24 protein-coding genes are annotated in these 18,673 nt (G+C 45.2%); 4 read left to right on the forward strand and 20 right to left on the reverse strand.

Annotated features, from left to right (window positions below; genetic code table 11):
- Positions 1–164 precede the first annotated feature (164 nt).
- The 12 genes from ACINLD_RS22070 to ACINLD_RS22125 form a co-directional block, all read right to left on the reverse strand.
- Positions 165–968, reverse strand: a complete 804-nt coding sequence (locus ACINLD_RS22070; RefSeq protein WP_026589019.1) for a YwqG family protein — start codon at positions 966–968, stop codon at positions 165–167.
- 302 nt (positions 969–1,270) lie between these two features.
- Positions 1,271–2,146 carry a Cof-type HAD-IIB family hydrolase gene (locus ACINLD_RS22075; RefSeq protein WP_077736060.1) on the reverse strand — a complete coding sequence of 292 codons (876 nt, stop codon included), beginning with the start codon at positions 2,144–2,146 and terminating at the stop codon, positions 1,271–1,273.
- On the reverse strand, positions 2,143–2,934 hold the full coding sequence (locus ACINLD_RS22080; protein WP_026589021.1) for a DeoR/GlpR family DNA-binding transcription regulator: 792 nt from the start codon (positions 2,932–2,934) through the stop codon (positions 2,143–2,145). Before ACINLD_RS22080 ends, ACINLD_RS22075 begins: the two co-directional genes overlap by 4 nt.
- Before the next feature lie 143 nt (positions 2,935–3,077).
- Positions 3,078–3,743, reverse strand: a complete 666-nt coding sequence (locus tag ACINLD_RS22085; RefSeq protein WP_026589022.1) for a transaldolase family protein — start codon at positions 3,741–3,743, stop codon at positions 3,078–3,080.
- Positions 3,744–3,762: 19 nt separating this feature from the next.
- Positions 3,763–4,548, reverse strand: coding sequence for a sorbitol-6-phosphate dehydrogenase (gene srlD, locus ACINLD_RS22090; RefSeq protein ID WP_410207189.1), 786 nt, complete (start codon positions 4,546–4,548; stop codon positions 3,763–3,765).
- Positions 4,549–4,562: 14 nt separating this feature from the next.
- Positions 4,563–4,931, reverse strand: coding sequence for a PTS glucitol/sorbitol transporter subunit IIA (locus tag ACINLD_RS22095; RefSeq protein ID WP_026589024.1), 369 nt, complete (start codon positions 4,929–4,931; stop codon positions 4,563–4,565).
- 22 nt (positions 4,932–4,953) lie between these two features.
- Positions 4,954–5,961 (reverse strand): PTS glucitol/sorbitol transporter subunit IIB, encoded by a 1,008-nt coding sequence (locus ACINLD_RS22100; protein ID WP_077736059.1) that lies wholly within the window; start codon positions 5,959–5,961, stop codon positions 4,954–4,956.
- 14 nt (positions 5,962–5,975) lie between these two features.
- A complete protein-coding gene (locus ACINLD_RS22105; RefSeq protein ID WP_026589026.1) occupies positions 5,976–6,524 on the reverse strand; it encodes a PTS glucitol/sorbitol transporter subunit IIC in 549 nt (182 codons plus the stop codon).
- Positions 6,521–6,964, reverse strand: coding sequence for a transcriptional regulator GutM (locus tag ACINLD_RS22110; RefSeq protein WP_077736058.1), 444 nt, complete (start codon positions 6,962–6,964; stop codon positions 6,521–6,523). The genes ACINLD_RS22105 and ACINLD_RS22110 overlap by 4 nt, the downstream gene beginning before the upstream one ends.
- Positions 6,961–7,917, reverse strand: coding sequence for a sugar-binding transcriptional regulator (locus tag ACINLD_RS22115; protein WP_256860322.1), 957 nt, complete (start codon positions 7,915–7,917; stop codon positions 6,961–6,963). The genes ACINLD_RS22110 and ACINLD_RS22115 overlap by 4 nt, the downstream gene beginning before the upstream one ends.
- 224 nt (positions 7,918–8,141) lie before the next feature.
- On the reverse strand, positions 8,142–8,483 hold the full coding sequence (locus tag ACINLD_RS22120) for a single-stranded DNA-binding protein (protein WP_077736056.1): 342 nt from the start codon (positions 8,481–8,483) through the stop codon (positions 8,142–8,144).
- A gap of 104 nt (positions 8,484–8,587) precedes the next feature.
- Complete coding sequence (locus ACINLD_RS22125) at positions 8,588–8,959, reverse strand: hypothetical protein (RefSeq protein ID WP_077736055.1); 372 nt, start codon at positions 8,957–8,959, stop codon at positions 8,588–8,590.
- A 163-nt stretch (positions 8,960–9,122) separates the two neighbouring features.
- Between ACINLD_RS22125 and ACINLD_RS22130 the strand changes: the two genes are divergently transcribed.
- Positions 9,123–9,536: a YwpF-like family protein gene (locus ACINLD_RS22130; RefSeq protein WP_026589031.1), complete on the forward strand. Its 414-nt coding sequence runs from the start codon at positions 9,123–9,125 to the stop codon at positions 9,534–9,536.
- Between the two features lie 42 nt (positions 9,537–9,578).
- Here the strand turns inward: ACINLD_RS22130 and mscL are convergent, their stop codons facing one another.
- The 6 genes from mscL to spoIIID form a co-directional block, all read right to left on the reverse strand.
- On the reverse strand, positions 9,579–9,962 hold the full coding sequence (gene mscL, locus ACINLD_RS22135) for a large conductance mechanosensitive channel protein MscL (RefSeq protein ID WP_026589032.1): 384 nt from the start codon (positions 9,960–9,962) through the stop codon (positions 9,579–9,581).
- Between the two features lie 69 nt (positions 9,963–10,031).
- On the reverse strand, positions 10,032–10,466 hold the full coding sequence (gene fabZ, locus ACINLD_RS22140) for a 3-hydroxyacyl-ACP dehydratase FabZ (RefSeq protein WP_026589033.1): 435 nt from the start codon (positions 10,464–10,466) through the stop codon (positions 10,032–10,034).
- 212 nt (positions 10,467–10,678) lie between these two features.
- Positions 10,679–11,506 (reverse strand): flagellar hook-basal body protein, encoded by an 828-nt coding sequence (locus ACINLD_RS22145; RefSeq protein ID WP_077736054.1) that lies wholly within the window; start codon positions 11,504–11,506, stop codon positions 10,679–10,681.
- Between the two features lie 48 nt (positions 11,507–11,554).
- Complete coding sequence (locus ACINLD_RS22150) at positions 11,555–12,394, reverse strand: flagellar hook-basal body protein (protein WP_026589035.1); 840 nt, start codon at positions 12,392–12,394, stop codon at positions 11,555–11,557.
- A gap of 205 nt (positions 12,395–12,599) precedes the next feature.
- Positions 12,600–13,601: a cell shape-determining protein Mbl gene (gene mbl / locus ACINLD_RS22155; protein WP_006639357.1), complete on the reverse strand. Its 1,002-nt coding sequence runs from the start codon at positions 13,599–13,601 to the stop codon at positions 12,600–12,602.
- 185 nt (positions 13,602–13,786) lie between these two features.
- The gene (gene spoIIID / locus ACINLD_RS22160) at positions 13,787–14,062 is read right to left on the reverse strand and encodes a sporulation transcriptional regulator SpoIIID (RefSeq protein WP_006639358.1); all 276 of its coding nucleotides are present in this window, start codon (positions 14,060–14,062) and stop codon (positions 13,787–13,789) included.
- A gap of 337 nt (positions 14,063–14,399) precedes the next feature.
- Here spoIIID and ACINLD_RS22165 point away from each other — a divergent pair, with 337 nt between their 5' ends.
- Together ACINLD_RS22165 and ACINLD_RS22170 are read left to right on the forward strand one after the other, a co-directional pair.
- Positions 14,400–14,828: a MarR family winged helix-turn-helix transcriptional regulator gene (locus ACINLD_RS22165; protein ID WP_077736052.1), complete on the forward strand. Its 429-nt coding sequence runs from the start codon at positions 14,400–14,402 to the stop codon at positions 14,826–14,828.
- Positions 14,829–14,831: 3 nt separating this feature from the next.
- Complete coding sequence (locus ACINLD_RS22170) at positions 14,832–16,025, forward strand: MFS transporter (RefSeq protein WP_077736051.1); 1,194 nt, start codon at positions 14,832–14,834, stop codon at positions 16,023–16,025.
- Between the two features lie 50 nt (positions 16,026–16,075).
- Here ACINLD_RS22170 and ACINLD_RS22175 read toward each other — a convergent pair whose 3' ends face one another.
- Positions 16,076–16,612, reverse strand: coding sequence for a GNAT family N-acetyltransferase (locus tag ACINLD_RS22175; RefSeq protein ID WP_077736050.1), 537 nt, complete (start codon positions 16,610–16,612; stop codon positions 16,076–16,078).
- 250 nt (positions 16,613–16,862) lie between these two features.
- Here ACINLD_RS22175 and ACINLD_RS22180 point away from each other — a divergent pair, with 250 nt between their 5' ends.
- The gene (locus ACINLD_RS22180; protein ID WP_077736049.1) at positions 16,863–17,435 is read left to right on the forward strand and encodes an undecaprenyl-diphosphatase; all 573 of its coding nucleotides are present in this window, start codon (positions 16,863–16,865) and stop codon (positions 17,433–17,435) included.
- 60 nt (positions 17,436–17,495) lie between these two features.
- Here ACINLD_RS22180 and ACINLD_RS22185 read toward each other — a convergent pair whose 3' ends face one another.
- On the reverse strand, positions 17,496–18,422 hold the full coding sequence (locus ACINLD_RS22185; RefSeq protein WP_077736048.1) for a manganese-dependent inorganic pyrophosphatase: 927 nt from the start codon (positions 18,420–18,422) through the stop codon (positions 17,496–17,498).
- Positions 18,423–18,673 lie beyond the last annotated feature (251 nt).

An 18,673-nucleotide genomic window follows, 5' to 3' on the forward strand; every position in this document is an offset into this window, starting at 1 on the left:
TTCTGGTGTAGAACATTAGCAAAACACCTTCCTTTTAAGTCCTTTTCTTTATTATAAAATGAAGAAATGGATGATTTAAGGGAAAAATAAAAGACTGTCGAGATTTTCTCGACAGCCTGAAAAACAGCTGTCTTGCGAAGACAGCTGTTTTTTTCCGCTTATTCCTAACAACAATCCCAATGATACAATACGTTTGAAAAATCTTTTTTCTTCAGATCATCGGGCCGAATGAAAAAGTTGGCGATCCCTACATCTCCCCACATCGCGTCAATGTCATCATCCGAATCAATTTGCAATAGAAGCATCGTATGTTCCCCATTATCATAGATCCGCGGGTCTGTTTGTGTAAAACAGGCATAGCCGCCGATTTTATGGGAGAAATCGCCGTGCATGTCATGATACTCTTCGAAAACCGCTTCCTCTTGATCTCCGAATTGTTCAAAAAATGACCACACATCCAGTCCGGCGTATTGTTCAAATTGAAAATCAGCAGGAGAGACCAACTCAGACCGCTTTTCAGGTATAATTGAAGCCTCACATCCAATCGGAAATTGCAGCTCGTCCTCAAGTTTGACAAATGAAAAGTCGGTGACAAGCTCGGCTTCATCGTCAATCAGATCCTCAAAATACTTAATGCAAAAACTCGTTTGTTCACACGGATTGTCAAAATTTAAACCGTAAACATCATCGCTGACAGAAATGAAAAAAAGCAGAATTCCTGAATCCGGGAAATGTTCGAGCTGAGGCATTTCGGAAAAATTAATTTGTGCAAGCAATTTCATCGGTTTTCCCTGGCTGTCTACAGGATAGCGCTCAGATTTCGGAAAATAAGGATCACCTGCCAGTTTGCTGTCATATCGGCCGGTTTTTGCTTTTTTCACTTTTAAATTCAAATAGTCACGTGCTGATTTTTCAAATTGTCCGCGGAATCCGGCCATTTTTTCAGGTAATGGAAACGCTTTTTCCATCTCTTTCGCCCTCCTTCTGATTGCCTATCCTTCTTCATGCGATCCTGCTGATTCAGGGCAAGATCTATTAAATAACTAGAAATAATAGTTAAATAGTAACAAAGATCACCAGGGCAAACAATGAATAAAAAGCAACAAAAAATATTGGCTCACAGGTATATTTGTCTAATGTTTTCACATAAATAAGGCTGCCGACATTGTCGACAGCCTGCGGATCAAATGAATCCGCTGCTTAACCGCACTCCCTCATCGTTACGCTGCCGTTTTGACAAGGCATCACGCCGATTAAAGGGATATGCGAATTAAACCGATTTTACTTGTTCAATCAGCTGATGGATCACCCAAGCCACGCCATTTTCATCGTTTGTCGGCGCCACTTCATCCGCCATCTCTTTAATATCCTCACGGGCATTTCCCATGGCAAAGCTTTTTCCCGCTATTTTCAGCATGGAATAATCATTGAGGCTGTCACCGACGGCTGCTGTTTCGCAAAGAGGAATGCCGAGTTTTTGAGAAAGCTTTTCCAAAGCGAGTCCTTTTGATGCCTGAAGGTGTTCCAGCTCAAAGTTGTGCTCTGCCGAAGTGACAAGTGTGAGGTCTTTTTCACCTTCAAATCGCTGCCAGCCTTTCTTAAGCTTTTCTTGATCAAACGAAAAGCCCAAGATGTTGTATACATTCACATTCCGGTCAGGCTGAAAAAGCTCGCGATAGGAGCCGATATAGGCATATCCATGCTGGCTGAGCTGCTGTTCGGCGGCCAGCTGCAGCCTGGATAAGTCGGCTTCGGGATTTGCACTTTTTAAGCGGTCCAATTCGATCTCAAGGAGCTCTTTTCCATTTTGCGGTGTAAAGATCGCATCATCGCTGAATACCTCATAATAGTAATTCTTTTCTTCAAGCCACTGAAGAATTCCTTCCGCCTTGTTCCGATCAATCGGAACGGCATGGTACAGGCGGCCTTCTGGATCGTGAATCACCGCACCGTTTGCGCTGATGATCCATGTCTTCAAGCCGGTCGGATTAAAAATCGCCTCTACATCAAATGAAGCCCTTCCTGTGGCAATCACCACTTCAATCCCATGCTCCCTGGCTTTTATTATCGCATCTATGCTTTCTTCGGCGACTTTGCTTCCACTATTTAAAAGCGTTCCATCCAAATCCAACGCAATCATTCTCATCTCGTAAACTCCCCCTCTTCATTTCCTTCATGCCCCGCTACGACGAGCTCCACTCCATTCTCATCGAGCAGCTTCTGAAAAGCTTCCCCCGGCAGCCGGTCTGTGATCAAGAGATCGATATCGCTTAACTCAGCATATCGATAAAAATCCGATTTTCCGATTTTCAAATGGTCGGCGAGCGCAATCACTTGTTTCGCCTGGGAAATGATTTTTCGTTTGACCATCCCATCCTCTTCATGGGCGATCGTAAGCCCGTGCTCAGAAATCCCCACAACTCCGATGAACGCTTTATCAACATGATAGCACGACAACTTTTCAATCACGGAAGCGCCGTATAAAAACCGGTGCTCTTTTTGCAGTTTTCCGCCAAGCAGGTGGATACAGGCCCCCGGTTTTGCAGAAAGAACCTCCGCCTGATTAATCGAGTTGGTAATGATTGTGCAATTGAGATCAGGCAAATGCTCGGCACATGCTTGAACGGTGGTGGATGCGTCAAAGATGATGCGGTCGCCTTCCCTGATCAGTGAAGCGGCCGCTTTGCCGATCAAGCTTTTTTCTTCAGACACGATATTCAGCCGTCCTGAGTAATCTTTGATTTCATCATGAATTGTCGGAAGAATCGCTCCGCCTCTTGTTCTGATAATCGCTCCCTGTTCATTCAGCTTGACGAGATCGCGCCTTGCAGTATCCCTTGAAACCTGAAATAATGAACAAATCTGGTCAACGGAAATCCGTTTATGTTCCTTTAAATAGTCAATGATAGAAATAAGCCTTTCCTCTTGATACACTGAATCATTCCTTCTTAAGTGAATTTCATCATTTATAAGTGATTATAAGTTTATACAGCTAATAAATCAAGAATAAATAAGTGTTTTTAAGCAAAAAAAAGCCTGAGGGCCGGATTTTTTCCAGCGTCACTCAGGCTTTCATACTAAAGTGAAAATGTTCCATATTGAGACTGCCACACGTCGCGAAATCCTTCAAGATCACGTTTGACAGCCGGCAGACCAGGCATATTCGCCAAAAGCTCCGGACTGATCGTCGCCTCATGGCTCCCCGCCTCCATGGCGGCAATGATCTGGCCGTTATGTTTAAAACTTGCCGCAAGCACTTTGCAGTTCAATCGGTAAGTATGAAATACTTCGGCAATCGTTTTGACAACACCTGCCCCGTCGCCGCATTCTTGATCAATCCGATTGACATATGGCGCGACATATCCGGCTCCGGCTTTTGCTGCAAGAACCGCCTGTAAAGGGGTATAAACCGTTGTCCCTGTTGTTTTGATGTTGTCTGCTGTAAGCTTCTGAATGGCATGCAGACCTTCATTCGTTACCGGAATTTTAATCCACACGTTACCGTCCAGCCAGTCATGCACATATTTCGCCTGCTCTATTATGCCTGCACAATCCTCGGCAATGATTTGCACATGAAGGGGCAGGCGGCTTGGAAGAAGCCGGCGAATCTCTTGAATATGCTGTTTAAAAGGGCGTTTTTCTTTCGCAATTAAAGCAGGATTCGTCGTCACTCCATCAATGGGAAAGGAACCCAGCAAATGTTCAATCTTTGCTATATCGGCTGTATCAACCAGCATTTTCATTCCTGATCACTCCCTCCGCTTAATGCATGACCTGTCCCCCGGTGACATTGATTGATTGGCCCGTCATGTAGGACGCCTGGTCGGATGCATAAAATAAAACGGCATTGGCGATATCATCGTACGTGCAGCCCCGCTTCAGCGGAACTTTTTCCGTATATACGCGCTCGACTTCGCTTTCCGGGATGCCCAGCTTCTTCGCATACTGCGGAATTAAGCTTTGAAACATCGGAGATTTCAACAGGTTCCCCGGCATAATGCTGTTGACGCGGATATTGTGCTCTGCCAGATCAAGTGCGAGGCTTTGGGTGAGCCCGACCCCGCCAAACTTTGAAGCCGAATAAGCCGTATTATGTTTGCTGCCGACTTTTCCGGATTTTGAATTGATTTGAATGATCGACCCGCTTCCTTGTTTAATCATGACATTTGCCGTTTCTTTCGCGCAGAGAAAGTATCCCGTAAGGTTGACCTCAAGCGTCTTCTCCCAATCCTTCAGCTGAAAGTCTGTGATTTTATTGCTTTTTGCGACCCCGGCGCTGTACACCATGACATCGATCGTCTTGAATTCCGCAGCCGTTTTTTCAACCATCTGTCTGACATCGGCTTCATTGGTAAAATCGGCTTGGACCGCCAATGATTTGACGCCATATTTTTCAGCCGCTTCTTCAGTGGTCTTTTTCGCGTTTTCACCGTTGATATCTGCAACCGCAACATCATAACCGGCTTCGGCCATGCGGTAGGAAAGGGCTTCGCCAAGGCTCTGCCCTCCGCCGCAAATCAATGCAGTTTTTCGTTCATTTATTTTCATATCGCATGCGCTCCTTATGACCATCTTTGAATTTGAATGGTGTCTCCGACCAATACTTCAGGTAATGGTTTTTCTTCAAGATACAGTGTCCCGGGCAATTCAGCAGCGTGGGATCCGTCAAACTTCAGCGTGATATGGCCGAGGCTGGCCAGATTTTGGGCAACGGCTCCTCCAACGGCTGTCACTTTGTAAGACTTTCCGCCCAGCAAAAGTTCATCGCCTTCTTTAAAGTCACTTTCCACAGGATTGATATCTATAGATAAACAGTAGTCTACCAATTCTTCCGGCGCTCCTTCGCCGAACAGGATGAGCATGTTCTCATCTGCAAAAGCGGATGAGAGGACTCCGATCTTGTTTACCGTCGTTTTATAGAGCATTACCATCTATTTCCCCTCCATAAAAAATCTAGCTGTCATATAGTCCAAAGCTTGCCAGCCAGGCAATGAAAACGGTCGGCGCCCCCGTCAAAAAACGCGAATAAAGGACGGATGGCACTCCGACTTCAACCGTTTCGACTTCCGCTTCCGCAAGTCCGAGACCGACGGGAACAAAGTCGGCGGCAGCTTGTGAATTGATCGCGAACAAGGCCGGCAGCGCCAAATTCGGCGGAATATTACCTTTGCCAATCTCCACCCCGATCAATGAACCGACAACCTGGGCGATCACCGCCCCAGGTCCGAGAAACGGGGAAAGCAGCGGAAATGAGCAGACGAGCGAGATTAATAGCAAGCCCGGCAAAGAGCCTGCAAAAGGAGACAGAAATTTGGCAAAAATATCGCCGATTCCCGACTCTTTAATGACGCCGATCAACAAGGCGACAAATGCCATGAAAGGCAGAATCGTTTTGATAACGGTTTCAATTGCATCCCGGCCAGCCTGATAAAAGACGCTGACAACAGATCCCATCGCCATCCCGATTCTTGCCATCAGTCCTTTAGGCGCCTGCTGTTCACTAATTTTTTTCTCTGTGCTATAATGGTTTTGTTTATTTTCAATATGATTTTCTTTTAGAATATTGGACTGTTTCGGCTCCTCTTCAGCCTCATGCAGTTTAATATTCTCTTTTTTTACGCCTGAAACATAGATATCTTCCGTAATATGTGCGGCGAGCGGCCCGCTTTTCCCGGTTGCCATGAGGTTGATTGTCGGGATTCGTTTTTGCGGATAAAGACCGCAGCGAAGCGTGCCTCCGCAGTCAATGATCACTGCGGCCATCTCTTTTTCGGGAACCGTCGTCTTAAAGCCGTCGACAAGCTCACAGCCTGTCAGCTCCGCCAAACGGTCGGCGATCTCCGGTTTGTTTCCTCCCGTGATATAAACGATTTTATTTTTCTCTCCATCAGGGGTGATCACAAGCGGTCCGCCAAATCCTCCCTGTCCTCTTGAAACGACAACTGAACGATAGGAACTCATGTTTCACGCCCTCCTTATTTAAGATCCACCGAGTTTTTCAATTGAATGCCCTGCTGTTTAGCCGCATAGTTTGTTGTGAAATCGGTCACCCAGCCTCGCAAAAAGTTTGTGAAAATTCCGACTAAAAAGTAGCGCAAAGCCAGCTCTGTCGTGTCATGCCCCAATGTCGTGATGCCGGCGGCGATCCCGAGAAAGACGAAAAGCTCGCCGGGATTCACATGGGGAAAGAGTCCGTTATGAGTATGACAAGAATAGGAAGCGGCCGCATAATAGCTCGGTTTATATTTTTCAGGCAAAAATCTTCCAAGCGACAGCGTCATCGGATTGGCAAGCATAAACGTACCGATGACAGGCAAAACCAGATACCTTGTCAAAGGGTTTTTTCCCGACTTTCTCGCAAGTGTTTCAACGCGCTGTTCTCCTATCAGACGTATGAGTGCGTTCATGGCGACAAGCAGCATGATCAGTAAAGGAACGATGTCTGTAAGCATGCTGACAAAAACTTCTCCGCCGTGTCTGAACAAATCCATAAACTTCTCTGCAAGCCATGTTACGTTTTTCATGTTTCACCTCTTTTTTTTGTATAAAGATTCATCAGTTTTTGAAGCGGCGTTTTCTTCGGCGGGATATCACCCCCTTTCGTGACGATGTCAAATGTTCTTAAGGCATCTTCGATCGCCATCTTGGTCAGACGGTCGTGCGGGGCAAGCTCCTCAGGACCGATTTTCAGCAAGTATTTTCCCTCAAAGCCCGGTAATGGCCTGACCCTTGAAAAAACCGTCACTCCCTGCATTTTGGAGGCCTTAAGAATTTTGTTCCGTTTATCAATGACAAACAAAACGACCGTGCCGGCTCGGAATAAACCGGTCCGCTTGCCGACCGCTACCCTTCCCAAACGTCTGTATTCCGCAAATGTTCGATTGAAATGCCTGATCTGCCAAAAACCAAAAATGCTTTGGAGAAGCCAGGCCAGCCCGAGGGCGATGATAAAATAAATGATCATGTTTGATTTTTCACCTCCTCGGCGATTTCCCTCGCTGTTTGGGCAGTTGTCACCAAAATATTGATGTATCGGCCCTTAGCTGCACCTATAATGGAAGGGACCTTTTCATGGGACTCGGCGAGACCGATCGAATACTCCAGACTTTTGAGCCGATTGATGTCGATCGCGATCGTTCTATCATTAATCTCCGTCTCTACCAATCTTCCTTGACGGTCAAAAAAACGGGAGCATATATCCCCGACTGCCTGTTTTTCTTCCAAGCGCTCCATATCCTGATCACCGTAAAATCCGGTCCAAATCATATTGGATGAGCTGAGCGGGGCTCCGATTCCCACAGCAGCAACGGTAAGGTCGTTCCATAAACCTTCGATTTTTTTGAAATAGTGGGATTTCACGATTTCATCCTTCGTTTCCTTTTTTTCAACGACGGCCGCCGCATCAATAAAATAGGGAGTGCCGCCAAAATCGCTGGCGATGGAGTAGACGATGCTGTTCACATGATATTTCGTGTCCATTGCGCCCGGACCGCCGACAAGCGGAACAAAAGAAGCGCTCCGCTTTTTCACGCCGTGGAATTCGCCGATCATTCCCGCCATCGTCGTTCCCCATGCGAAGCCGACGGTATCCCCGTCTTTAACGATGCGTTTTAACATATCGGCCCCTGCTTTGCCGACGGCTTTCTTCTTTTCTTCCTCTGTTTGGCCGGGACTCGTCTCGCAAATGTATACTTCTTTGAGACCCAGCAGCTGTTCGAGCTCGCGTTCCAAATCATAGTGCGCACCGATGTGGTCATCAATGGTAATTTTGACGATCCCCTCGTCCCGCGCTTTTTTCAGCATGCGTCCGACAGTTGTCCTGTATATCCCTGTCGCTTTTGCGATCTGGCTTTGTGTCATATCTTCTTCGTAGTACATCTTGCAGATTTTGATTAACAGACGCTTATCTTCCTTCATCTCCACCTGAGATCACCCTTCACTTTGCACATTTGAGCAAACATTGATCATTTGTTGTGTATTCGCTTTCATTATACAGATGTGGTTTTTCCCCGTCAATTTAAATTTGTCTTTTTTATGTCTAAAATAAAAAAGCCGGTCGTGTAAGACCGGCCATAAGAGGGGTAAAACGGGGAGGTTGATTGATTTTTTATAAAAAGGGGTAAAAGGGGGGCTTTGCTTTCCTAGGCATCGGCTGGTTCACGGGCCTTTCCGCCTATAAATCGTACTGAACGGGCAACGACTTCGGTTTTAAAGAACCGGTTTCCTTCTGAATCAATCCCATTTCGGGTCTGAATTCTTCCAGCCAGCCCGATGATCGAGCCTTTTCTGCAATATGCAGCCGTGTTCTCAGCCGTTTTGCGCCACAGTGTGCAATTGATAAAGTCCGTCTCCATTTCGCCGGCTGCATTTCTGAAATACCGGCCGACAGCCAAGGTAATGTTCGCCACCGGGACGCCGTCCGGTGTGTACCGAAGCTCCGGGTCCTTCGTCAAACGCCCGACCAGCATGATCTGATTAAACATTTTGTCCCTCCCTTCGTACTCGGTTGCCCCCAGTTTATACGAGAAAAGCATATAAGAAAAATGGCGATAAGAGAAAAAAGAATAACGAAAATTGCGTTTTTTTATTATAATTTTTGCTTTTTCCTCCCACAAATCATGAACATCATTTCTTTCTTATTTACAAAGTACGTATTTTTTAAAAACTGCAGAAACACAGGAGATGCCAGCCATTGTTCAGAATACAAGCGGACATATGAGCCTCCGTCCCAAGCATACAGCCGGAATGACAATTCTTTCTCTTTGAATGTTACTTGAAATTCGTATATTTCCATCTGATCCTTTGTTTCATAGCGAAACACAATACCTTCATGGCAGTACATATCAATCTCATACTTATGGTCGCCGCCCAGAAAACGAATCAGTGGTTTGGATTGAAGACAATCAGCAGACGGATTGTATTTGATTACAAATACTTCTTTTAAGTAAAAATGGTTCATAAGTCACCTCCTGCTCAATATCACCTAAAGTATAAATAAAAATAAAGCATTATCAAATACTTTTTGTAAAATTAAAAATAAGCGGACAGCCGCAGTTTAGGAGCTCTCAAACTGAATGTGATATAATGGTTATACAACTAAGGAAGCTTGTGAGGTGATAGCGATGAAAACCTTTAGGCTTATTGATTTGAAAATCGTACGCCAGGATGAATCGTCAAAACAGCTTGAAGAGTTCCCGCTGATTGACGGCCTTATTATCAATAAGGAAGACGGTGAAAACCATTGGATGGTCGAAGGGCTGGTCTCCAAGGAATACCGGTATTTTTTTGAATATCTTCTGCAGGAAGGCAAAGAAGTGAAAGCGTATGTGACGATTACCAAAAAAAGCAATCGGCCGGCACAGCTTCTGGCAAAGGTGAAAAACATTACGGTTCTCGGCGAGCACGTTTCCGTTTTATTGGACGGCAAAATGGTGAGCTCAAAGCTGAGGAAGGATTCAGACAAGATTTTAGAAGGATTGATGAAAGAAGGCTACTCCGGTGACCGGCTTCTTGAAGCATTCAAACAAAATATATAAAAAGGCTGCGCGGAAAACGGCAGCCTTTTCGTGTCGAGTGTTTTAAGATCGCTTCGCCTGCTCTTTTAACAGATCGCGGATTTCCTTGAGCAGCTCTTCCTGCGGATCCGGAGCGGCTTCTTCTTCTTTCTCATCCTGCTTTTTCTTTAACTTCGAGATATAACGGACGAACAGAAAGATCGAAAACGAAATAATAAAGAAATTCACAATCGCCTGTATGAACAGCCCGTATTTCACTTCGGCATCTCCAAATGTGAAGGAAAGCGCCGAAAAATCCAAGCCTCCGAGCAGAAGGCCGAGAATGGGCATCATGATATCATTGACAATTGATGTCACGATTTTGCCAAAGGCGCCTCCAATAATGACCCCGATGGCGAGATCAATCACATTTCCTCTGATCGCAAAGCTTTTAAAATCATTCCACATACAAGGATCACCTTTTCTTTTTATGATAAAAAAACAAATGGGTTGATCGAAAACCCATCTGTCAAAGGATTATTCCTGCTTTTCTCCGAGCGAAAACATCAGCTCGGCCTCACAAACGATTTCACCGTCAACCGTGGCGATCCCTTTTCCTTTGCCGATTGAACCGCGGAAGCGGATCACTTCAAGCTCAAGATGCAGCTGGTCTCCCGGTTTGACTTGTTTTTTAAAGCGGCAGCTGTCAATCCCCGCAAAGAACGCCAGTCTTCCGCGATTTTCTTCCTTCATCAGGAGCGCAACAGCTCCCATTTGCGCGAGCGCTTCAACAATCAAGACACCCGGCATCACCGGATACTCCGGAAAATGACCGTTGAAAAATTCTTCGTTTACCGTGACATTTTTATAACCTTTTGCCCGTTTCCCTTCTTCTACTTCTGTCACCCGGTCTATGAGCAAAAAGGGATAACGGTGGGGAATTATTTCTTTGATTTGCTGAGCATCAAGCATCGCCTTGACATCTCCTTTTTTTGAAAAGTATGTATAGAACTATGTTAAGCGCCTCATTCTGTACAACTGGAAGTATATTATGAAACGGAATCTTTTTCAACAAAAGATATGAACAACCCGTTGTCAAGAGCCGGCGGAATCCGAGCCCGGATGGTGTATATAAAAAAGAGCAGACTGCCCAGCATTCGCTCGAGTCTGCTCTTTTTGAAACGTCAGCGCACTGAATTGATGAGCCCCATCATTTGGTCGCCCATTGAGATCGCACGCGAATTCATTTGATAAGACCGCTGTGAGGAAATCAGATCGGTCATTTCCTTTGAAATATCTACGTTGGACGATTCGAGAAAGCCCTGTTTCATCGAGATGTCCTGCCGCCCCGCACCGTTTAAATTGATGAGGGCTGTGTCTCGCAAATCTTCTCTGACAGAGAAAAGATTGCCTCCTTCTGCAGCAAGAGCCTGCGGCTTAACCGCCTGGGCAATGCCTAAATTGAAGCTTAAAGGCGCTTCGGCTTGGTTTCCTGTTGACACGGTTATCGTTCCGCTGCCGTCTACTTGAAAGTTTTGATAACGCCGGTCGAAGCGTATGGCATCCCCATTCTCATCAAGCAGAGGATGCCCTTCTTTGGTGACCAGTTCCAGCTGGTTGGCGTTTCCAGGCGCAGGCGTCAAATAAAATGTTCCGTCCCGCGTATATTGAACTTCGCCATCGACATCAACCTGAAAGAATTGGTAAGGGGAAGTCAGCGCGATATCAAGATCGCGGCCCGTCTCCTTTAAGCTCCCTTGCTTTTGTGTCAGCCGTTCCGTCAAGACGGCCCCGACGCCGAGCCGAAGCCCGGGCGGTGTCTTTCTGCTTTGCGCCACTTCATTATTCTTCTCATCCACTTGTTCAATCTGCTGTCTTACCAGCTCGGAAAAGCTTGTATTTTCCGCTTTATATCCCGTCGTATCAGTGTTTGCAAGGTTATGACTGATACTGTCAATCTGTTTTTGCAGCTGATTCATTGTATTTGAAGCTGTTATCATGGATCTAAGCATTGTTTTTTAACATCCTCCATTTATTTCGTCGGAAGCATCCTGGTTGTGTTAGCCGATTCTGCCAATTTCGTTCGCAGCTTTGTCCATGCTTTTATCATAAGCCTGAAGGACTTTTTGGTTGGCCTCGAACGAACGATAGGCAGCGGTCATTTCCGTATAGGCTCTTGTGATGTCAACGTTTGAGCGTTCCGTCATGCCCTGTTTGACGGAGTACCGGACATCAGGATTAGCGGCTGCGCTCGGCAGATCCTCTCCATTTTCAGTCCGATACAAATCATTGCCTTCCCTCGCCAAATTTCTTGTATCGCGCGCGATTCTCACATCGATTTGACCAAGGTTCCGCCCGGTTTCTGTGACGGTTCCATCCTCGGCCACTTGAAAATTCTCGCTTCCCACCGTAATCGGCCGGCCGTCTGTGGAAAGGACGGCATGTCCGTTAATCGTCAGTTCATTGTTTTCATTCAGCGAAAAGCGGCTGCTTCTTGAATAGCGAATATCCCCGCTTTCAAGCCGGACGGCGTAAAAAAGAGCCGCTTTATCGTTCGTCTCTTCATTGACAGGAACTTCAGTTTCACTAAGCGCAATATCTGTCGGCTCATTTGTGCTTTGCAGATCTCCTTGCGAAAATTGGGGTTTGAGTTCCTGCATGTAAACACCTGTATTGATCGAGCCGATCGGCGTTTGTTTGGAAAATGAGCGGGAGCTGCCGCCGGTTTGAACAGAATCGGATTCCATCCGGCTCAAAAGCATTTCGGGAAAAGCGCGGATCGATCCCTGGTCTTCTTTATAGCCCGGTGTATTCGCATTTGCTATATTATTCGTCAGCATTTCCGTCCGCCGCTGCTGAGTGACCATAGCAGAAGCTGCTGTATAAAGCCCTTTTAACATCTTTTCACCTCAGGATATGTGTCTTGCCTTCTAAATGAAAGGTCTGGATATGTTAAGCAACGGCCGGCTTGGCCGTCTGATTTGCAATATAGGAACGTTTGTTCTATAATAACATTCAAGTATACTAATCTTTTTATCGGCAGCTTTCCGAGTCTTTAAAGCTTTTACATAAAAAAACCTCATTCTAAAAGAATGAGGCCTTTGATTAGCTCAATTTGCGCTTTGGAAGCTTGTCCATGTTGTCAAGCATGACACCTGTACCGACCGCCACGCAATCCATCGGATTCTCAGCAACAAGAACCGGCACCTTAAGCTCCTCTGCCAGAAGCTGGTCGAGGCCGTTTAACAATGCACCACCGCCGGTGATGATCACGCCTCTGTCAATGATGTCGGCTGAAAGTTCAGGCGGTGTTCTTTCAAGCACCTGCTTGGCAGCCTGTACGATGACAGATACAGATTCGCGAAGCGCCTCTTCAACCTCTTTGCTCGTTACCGTAATGGTTCTCGGTAAACCTGTAACCATGTCACGGCCGCGAATGGAGATTTCCTCATGACGTGCGTCTGGGAAAACAGTTGCGACTTTAATCTTAATGTCTTCAGCAGTCCGTTCACCTATTAACAGTTTGTATTCACGTTTGATGTAGTTTAAAATTTCAAGGTCAAACTTGTCCCCGGCCATTTTAATAGAAGAGGCGGTGACAATATCGCCCATTGAGATGACCGCGATATCCGTCGTTCCACCGCCGATGTCAACTACCATGTTTCCGCTAGGCTGAAAAATATCCATCCCGGCACCAATTGCGGCTACCTTCGGCTCTTCCTCAAGGTACACATGCTTTCCGCCGCTTTTTTCAGCAGCTTCTTTAATCGCCTTCTGCTCGACAGACGTAATATTTGTAGGGCAGCAAATCAGCATGCGCGGCTTTGAGAACAGGCCTTTTACATTCAACTTGTTAATGAAATGCTTCAGCATCGCTTCTGTCACTTCAAAATCTGCAATAACGCCGTCTTTTAATGGACGTATCGCAACAATATTCCCAGGTGTACGTCCTACCATTCTTCTTGCTTCTTCACCGACAGCGAGCACTTTCCCAGTGTTTTTGTCAAGAGCAACGACTGATGGTTCATTTAAGACAATCCCTTTTCCTTTGACATGGATCAGCACATTTGCTGTACCAAGGTCAATACCAATATCCCTTGCAAACATCTATCTATATCCTCCTCAAAATCTGTTTCACAGCAATATCCACATTCTGCCCTAATTATATATTTTATCATAAATATTAGAAAAAAAAGCGTTCTTGTTAACATTCTTCACAAAATTTTTGTGGCTTTTTACGGAGGATACCGGGAAATTTTGAAAAACAAAGCTTATTTTTGATCCAATCTTCCTTACTGGACAGGCTCCCTTTCAAGGATTTCCTCTTTTTTATATTTCAGTTTCGTCGCTTCTCCGCCCCGCAAATGTCTGATTGATTTATGATAATCAAGAATTTCTTTTACTTCATTGGCTAAATCAGGATTAATTTCAGGCAGCCTTTCTGTCAAATCCTTGTGAACGGTACTTTTGGAAACACCAAACTCCTTCGCTATCACACGAACCGTTTTTTTCGTCTCCACGATGTACTTCCCTATCTTGATTGTTCGCTCTTTGATGTAATCGTGCACACCACTCGACCTCCCTAAAATGGATGTGAGAAGTGTGAAATGAGATCCGTTTTTTGAAAGAAACCATTATTTGCGCAACTTCTCCGTTTTATGCTTTTCCAAGTAGAACTTTGAAATACTCCCACGATCCCTCACCTCAAACACTCTCTTTGTTAGGTTTGTATCAGTGTATTAGCACTTACATGGGATTATGCTAAAAACTCAAGGAGGACAAGGGGTTTATCCGGCAAATTTATTTCGCCCTTCAAAAATTTCGCTTTACAGCATTCCGGACATTCAGTAAAATGAATAAAGTTTATTATTTACCTAGGTAAATATTTTCGGAGGTATTCGTCGTATGGAGCATATCAATCGAATGATCATTCACCAGTTAAATCAAAGCGCACGGATGATTTCCAAAAAAACGAATGAACAGCTTGAATCATGCGGCCTCTATGGCGCTCAATGGTCAATACTGTATTGCCTTCATACCTTCGGCCCGATGACGCAAAAAGACATATGGACGTATCTGCATGTAGAGGCGCCGACTGTGACCAGGACCGTCAAACGCCTTGAGCAAAAAGGCTGGGTGCAAAGACTACAGGGCGAGGATAAAAGGGAAAAAGTCGTCAAAATGACGGAAGAAGCCATCATTCAATACGATGGCATACAAGCGAAAATGAAGGATTTCGAAGAGGATATGCTGTCCGTATTTGATGATCAAGATAAAGAGACATTCCAGCGTTTATTAAAGCGATTTATAGATGGAAACAAGAAGGAGATGTAGCCTGTGAAACAAACTGAAGCGATTTGGACGAGAGATTTCATCATGGTTGTCCTGATCAATTTATTTATATTTGTCTATTTTTATGCACTCATGACAGTGCTGCCCGTCTATGCAATGCAGGAGCTCGGCGGCAGCGAGTCGGAAGGAGGCCTCTTGATCAGCGGATTTATGCTGTCAGCGATTTTTGCCAGGCCGTTTTCGGGCGCGGTGATCGAGCGGTTCGGGAAAAAAAGAATGGCGCTTGTCAGCGTGATATTATTCACGCTCTCTTCTTTCCTCTACATCGTCATTCAAGATATTTACGTATTGCTGGGACTCCGTTTTTTCCAGGGGATCTGGTTCAGCATCATCACCACGGTCACGAGTGCAATCGCGGCGGATTTGATTCCGGCGGCGCGCCGCGGGGAAGGGCTCGGCTACTTTGCGATGTCCATGAACATGGCGGTCGTCATCGGTCCGTTTATCGCCCTGAACCTGCTTGATAAGATAAGCTTCACTGCACTGTTTGCTTTGTTTTCAATCATCGTCACCATCGGAATCGTCTGTACCGCGCTCATCCGGATTCCTAAAGGAAATGACAGAACCTCCGCCTTTTTCAAATTGTCTTTTTCCAATATGTTTGAAAAAGGCGCACTGCGGATCGCTACGGTCGGGTTGTTCGTCTCTTTTTGCTATTCGAGCGTGATCTCGTTTATCTCTGTTTATGCAAAATCCCTCGGGCTGATTGAAGCGAGCAGCTATTTCTTTATCGTATTTGCCGTGGCCATGATGGCGACGCGTCCCTTCACCGGAAAATTGTATGATAAGGTCGGCCCCGGGGTCGTCATTTACCCGTCCATCATCATGTTCAGCATCGGGCTTTGCCTGCTGGCTTTTACAAACAGCAGTGCGATGCTTTTGGTTTCCGGTGCTGTTATCGGCATGGGCTATGGTTCCATCACCCCCTGCCTGCAGACGCTTGCCATCCAGGCTTCTCCGAAGCATAGAAGCGGCTATGCGACGGCCACATACTTCACCCTTTTCGATTCAGGGATCGCAGTCGGCTCCTTCGTGTTCGGCCTTGTTGTTACACAAACCGAATTTTCAAGCATCTATTTATTCTCGGGGGTTTTCGTGCTCGTCAACCTGTTCCTCTATACTTGGAGCCGAAAGCCTGCGTTACTGAAGGAAAAAAGAAATGTATCCATTGCGGATTGATTCTTGATTATTTAGCCGGGCATATAAGCCCGGCTCTTACATTTGTTGTCCTATTCATTTTTCTTTTTCAACCACTCATGTTTTAAAATGCTCATTTCCCAAGCACTCCAGTATTCATCACCATTTTTTGCTGAATCTCTTAGCAAACCCTCTTTCATAAATCCCGCTTTTTCGTAACAGGTGATAGCTGAAACATTGAAGTCAAATACCCCTAGACTGACTCTGTGTAAATGAAGTTCATCAAATGCAATACGAAGGATTTTCTTGATCATTTGCTGGCCTATTCCTTTGCCTCTTGCATTTTGATCACCGACTAATACTTTTCCCACCCTTGCAGATTTGTTTTTTCGGTCAATTTTCCCTAAAGAGATATGCCCAATCACATCACCGGTGTCACCATCAATTACTTTATAAGCTAATGTTTCTGAGTGATCACTGTTTGCATTTTCGATATATTTTCCTAGTTGAGCATCATTCAAGGGATAATTAAACGCCGGTCCTCCCCATTGAAGTAAAAATTCCGGTGAATCAATCCATTTCATCAGTTGACTGAAATCGGAATACTCAAAATATTTTAGTTCAACCATCACATCATTCTCCTCTCAAAGTACGGTTGCATGGTAGGGTTGCCATGCTTAGTAATGACGCGTTGTCCTTTTTAAGGATAGAAGAAATAGGTCTCGGCTATTTCAACGATACCTTCCGTTTGGTCAGGTATCCAATATCAACAAAAATCTTTCAAAGAGTCTTTATTGAAAATGAAACCTTTTTAGACGTCATCTCGTCCCCTTACTGTCTGACAAAAATAGAATTCTAAAATATTAAAAAGGTGATTTTGTGAACTACGAATTATTCAACGCAATCCATAATCTATCACACCACAGCAATATTCTCGACAATCTGATGATTTTCATTACGGAAAAAGCGATTTACCTGTACGCGCTGGCGCTGTTGGCGATTTGGCTTTTCGGAGGCCGCGCTTACAAAAAAAGCGTTCTTCAGGCGGGATTTACAGGCATTTTGGGCTTGGCAGCCAATTACCTGATCACCTTGATATTTTTTGAGCCGCGACCTTTCGCCGCTCACCATGTCAACGTATTGATCCACCACGCTGCTGATGCGTCCTTCCCGAGTGACCATACGACGGGAGCATTGGCGATTTCGATCGCATTCTGGCTCATTCACCGTAAAATCGGGAGCTTGATGATCGCTTTTGGTTTATTGACGGGCTTCTCCCGCATCTGGGTGGGGCACCATTATCCGCTTGATGTTTTAGGAAGCATATTGGTAGCTATATTCGTCTCACTGATTGTACTCAAATTTTCCAAACATTTAAATCCGCTTTTCCATTGGATCATTTCCTTCTACAATACGATCGTGCAGCAATTAAGAAAAGCGATCTTCAGATAGTGTGCGACAACAAAAAGCCCTGGCAGCGGATTGCGGATCCGGCTGCCAGGGCTTTTTTCATTATTTCAATGCATCGGTAAGCGGCGGAACAATTTGTTTTTTACGGGATACAACGCCTTTCAGCGTCGCTGTGTTGTCTGTCAATGTGACATTAAACGCTTTTTCCACTGCTTGTGCAGCTTGTCCTGAAGCGACGACGACAGAGTCGTTTGTCAAAATGTCTGTGACGACGAATACAAATAAATCCAGCCCTTTTTCCGCAACCACTTTTGAAAGCTCTGCATCCACTTCCTCTTTACGGGAAAGGACATCGTTTGTGTCGACTGTATTGACTTGGGCAATCTCCACTTTATGGCTTCCCATCGTAAATTCCTTCGCATCAAGCGACAGAAGCTGAGGAATCGTTTTGGCGCTCAGATCGGCGCCCGCTTTCAGCATGTCCAGTCCATAGCTTTCAGCATCAACGCCGGCGATTTCAGCCAGTTCTTTTGCCGCTTGGACATCTTCATCTGTGCAAGTCGGAGATTTAAATAAGAGGGAGTCTGAAATGATCGCTGACAGCATGAGGCCGGCAATATCCTTTTTGATCTCCACACTGTTTTCTTTGTACAGCTTTTTCAAGATCGTCGCCGTACATCCAACAGGCTCTGCACGATAATATAACGGATCGCTTGTTTCAAAATTGGCAATCCGGTGATGGTCAATGACTTCAAGCACGCGAACCTTATCGAGGTCATCTGCGCTCTGCTGGCGTTCGTTATGGTCAACCAAAATGACACTGTCTGTTTCATTTGCAACAGTTTCGACAAGGCGGGGAACTTCCGCATTGAATTTCTCAAGCGCATATTCGGTTTCACCGTTGATTTCGCCCAGGCGGACAGGTTCTGCGTCCAAGCCGAGCTCTTTTTTCAATTCCGCGTATGCAATCGCTGAACAAATCGTATCCGTATCCGGATTTTTGTGCCCGAAAATAAGTACTTTACTCATTTGATAACTCCTTACTTTTGTTTTTATAGTAAGCTTACCTGACAATAAAAAAATCTGCAAACCTGTCATTTATTTTAATATTTACGAAGTGTTTTGTCATTTTAAAAAATAAAAAAAGAGCCCTCGGCTCTTTTCAGCTTGTAGAGAAACCCATGTTTTTCTACAAGCTTTTTGTTTTAAATAGGTTTTGATATGTTTTTCTTCTTACAAAGAAACAGAAAAAGGCCTCCCACACTCCTAGCCTAGCTTCG

This window comes from Bacillus sp. z60-11 (genome assembly GCF_046464135.1).
Taxonomy (GTDB): Bacteria; Bacillota; Bacilli; order Bacillales; family Bacillaceae; genus Bacillus; species Bacillus sonorensis_A.

Coding starts and splice junctions, on each gene's coding strand:
- ACINLD_RS22145 (WP_077736054.1), bottom strand. CDS start 11,506: ATGCTTAGATCCATGATAACAGCTTCAAATACAATGAATCAGCTGCAA.
- ACINLD_RS22130 (WP_026589031.1), top strand. CDS start 9,123: ATGAAAACCTTTAGGCTTATTGATTTGAAAATCGTACGCCAGGATGAA.
- mbl (WP_006639357.1), bottom strand. CDS start 13,601: ATGTTTGCAAGGGATATTGGTATTGACCTTGGTACAGCAAATGTGCTG.
- mscL (WP_026589032.1), bottom strand. CDS start 9,962: ATGTGGAATGATTTTAAAAGCTTTGCGATCAGAGGAAATGTGATTGAT.
- ACINLD_RS22095 (WP_026589024.1), bottom strand. CDS start 4,931: ATGGTAATGCTCTATAAAACGACGGTAAACAAGATCGGAGTCCTCTCA.
- ACINLD_RS22120 (WP_077736056.1), bottom strand. CDS start 8,483: ATGTTTAATCAGATCATGCTGGTCGGGCGTTTGACGAAGGACCCGGAG.
- ACINLD_RS22070 (WP_026589019.1), bottom strand. CDS start 968: ATGGAAAAAGCGTTTCCATTACCTGAAAAAATGGCCGGATTCCGCGGA.
- srlD (WP_410207189.1), bottom strand. CDS start 4,548: ATGAAAATAAATGAACGAAAAACTGCATTGATTTGCGGCGGAGGGCAG.
- ACINLD_RS22110 (WP_077736058.1), bottom strand. CDS start 6,964: ATGATCATTTATTTTATCATCGCCCTCGGGCTGGCCTGGCTTCTCCAA.
- ACINLD_RS22125 (WP_077736055.1), bottom strand. CDS start 8,959: ATGAACCATTTTTACTTAAAAGAAGTATTTGTAATCAAATACAATCCG.
- ACINLD_RS22100 (WP_077736059.1), bottom strand. CDS start 5,961: ATGAGTTCCTATCGTTCAGTTGTCGTTTCAAGAGGACAGGGAGGATTT.
- ACINLD_RS22150 (WP_026589035.1), bottom strand. CDS start 12,394: ATGTTAAAAGGGCTTTATACAGCAGCTTCTGCTATGGTCACTCAGCAG.
- fabZ (WP_026589033.1), bottom strand. CDS start 10,466: ATGCTTGATGCTCAGCAAATCAAAGAAATAATTCCCCACCGTTATCCC.
- ACINLD_RS22185 (WP_077736048.1), bottom strand. CDS start 18,422: ATGAGTAAAGTACTTATTTTCGGGCACAAAAATCCGGATACGGATACG.
- ACINLD_RS22105 (WP_026589026.1), bottom strand. CDS start 6,524: ATGAAAAACGTAACATGGCTTGCAGAGAAGTTTATGGATTTGTTCAGA.
- ACINLD_RS22085 (WP_026589022.1), bottom strand. CDS start 3,743: ATGAAAATGCTGGTTGATACAGCCGATATAGCAAAGATTGAACATTTG.
- ACINLD_RS22115 (WP_256860322.1), bottom strand. CDS start 7,917: ATGAAGGAAGATAAGCGTCTGTTAATCAAAATCTGCAAGATGTACTAC.
- ACINLD_RS22175 (WP_077736050.1), bottom strand. CDS start 16,612: ATGGTTGAACTAAAATATTTTGAGTATTCCGATTTCAGTCAACTGATG.
- ACINLD_RS22075 (WP_077736060.1), bottom strand. CDS start 2,146: ATGAGAATGATTGCGTTGGATTTGGATGGAACGCTTTTAAATAGTGGA.
- ACINLD_RS22165 (WP_077736052.1), top strand. CDS start 14,400: ATGGAGCATATCAATCGAATGATCATTCACCAGTTAAATCAAAGCGCA.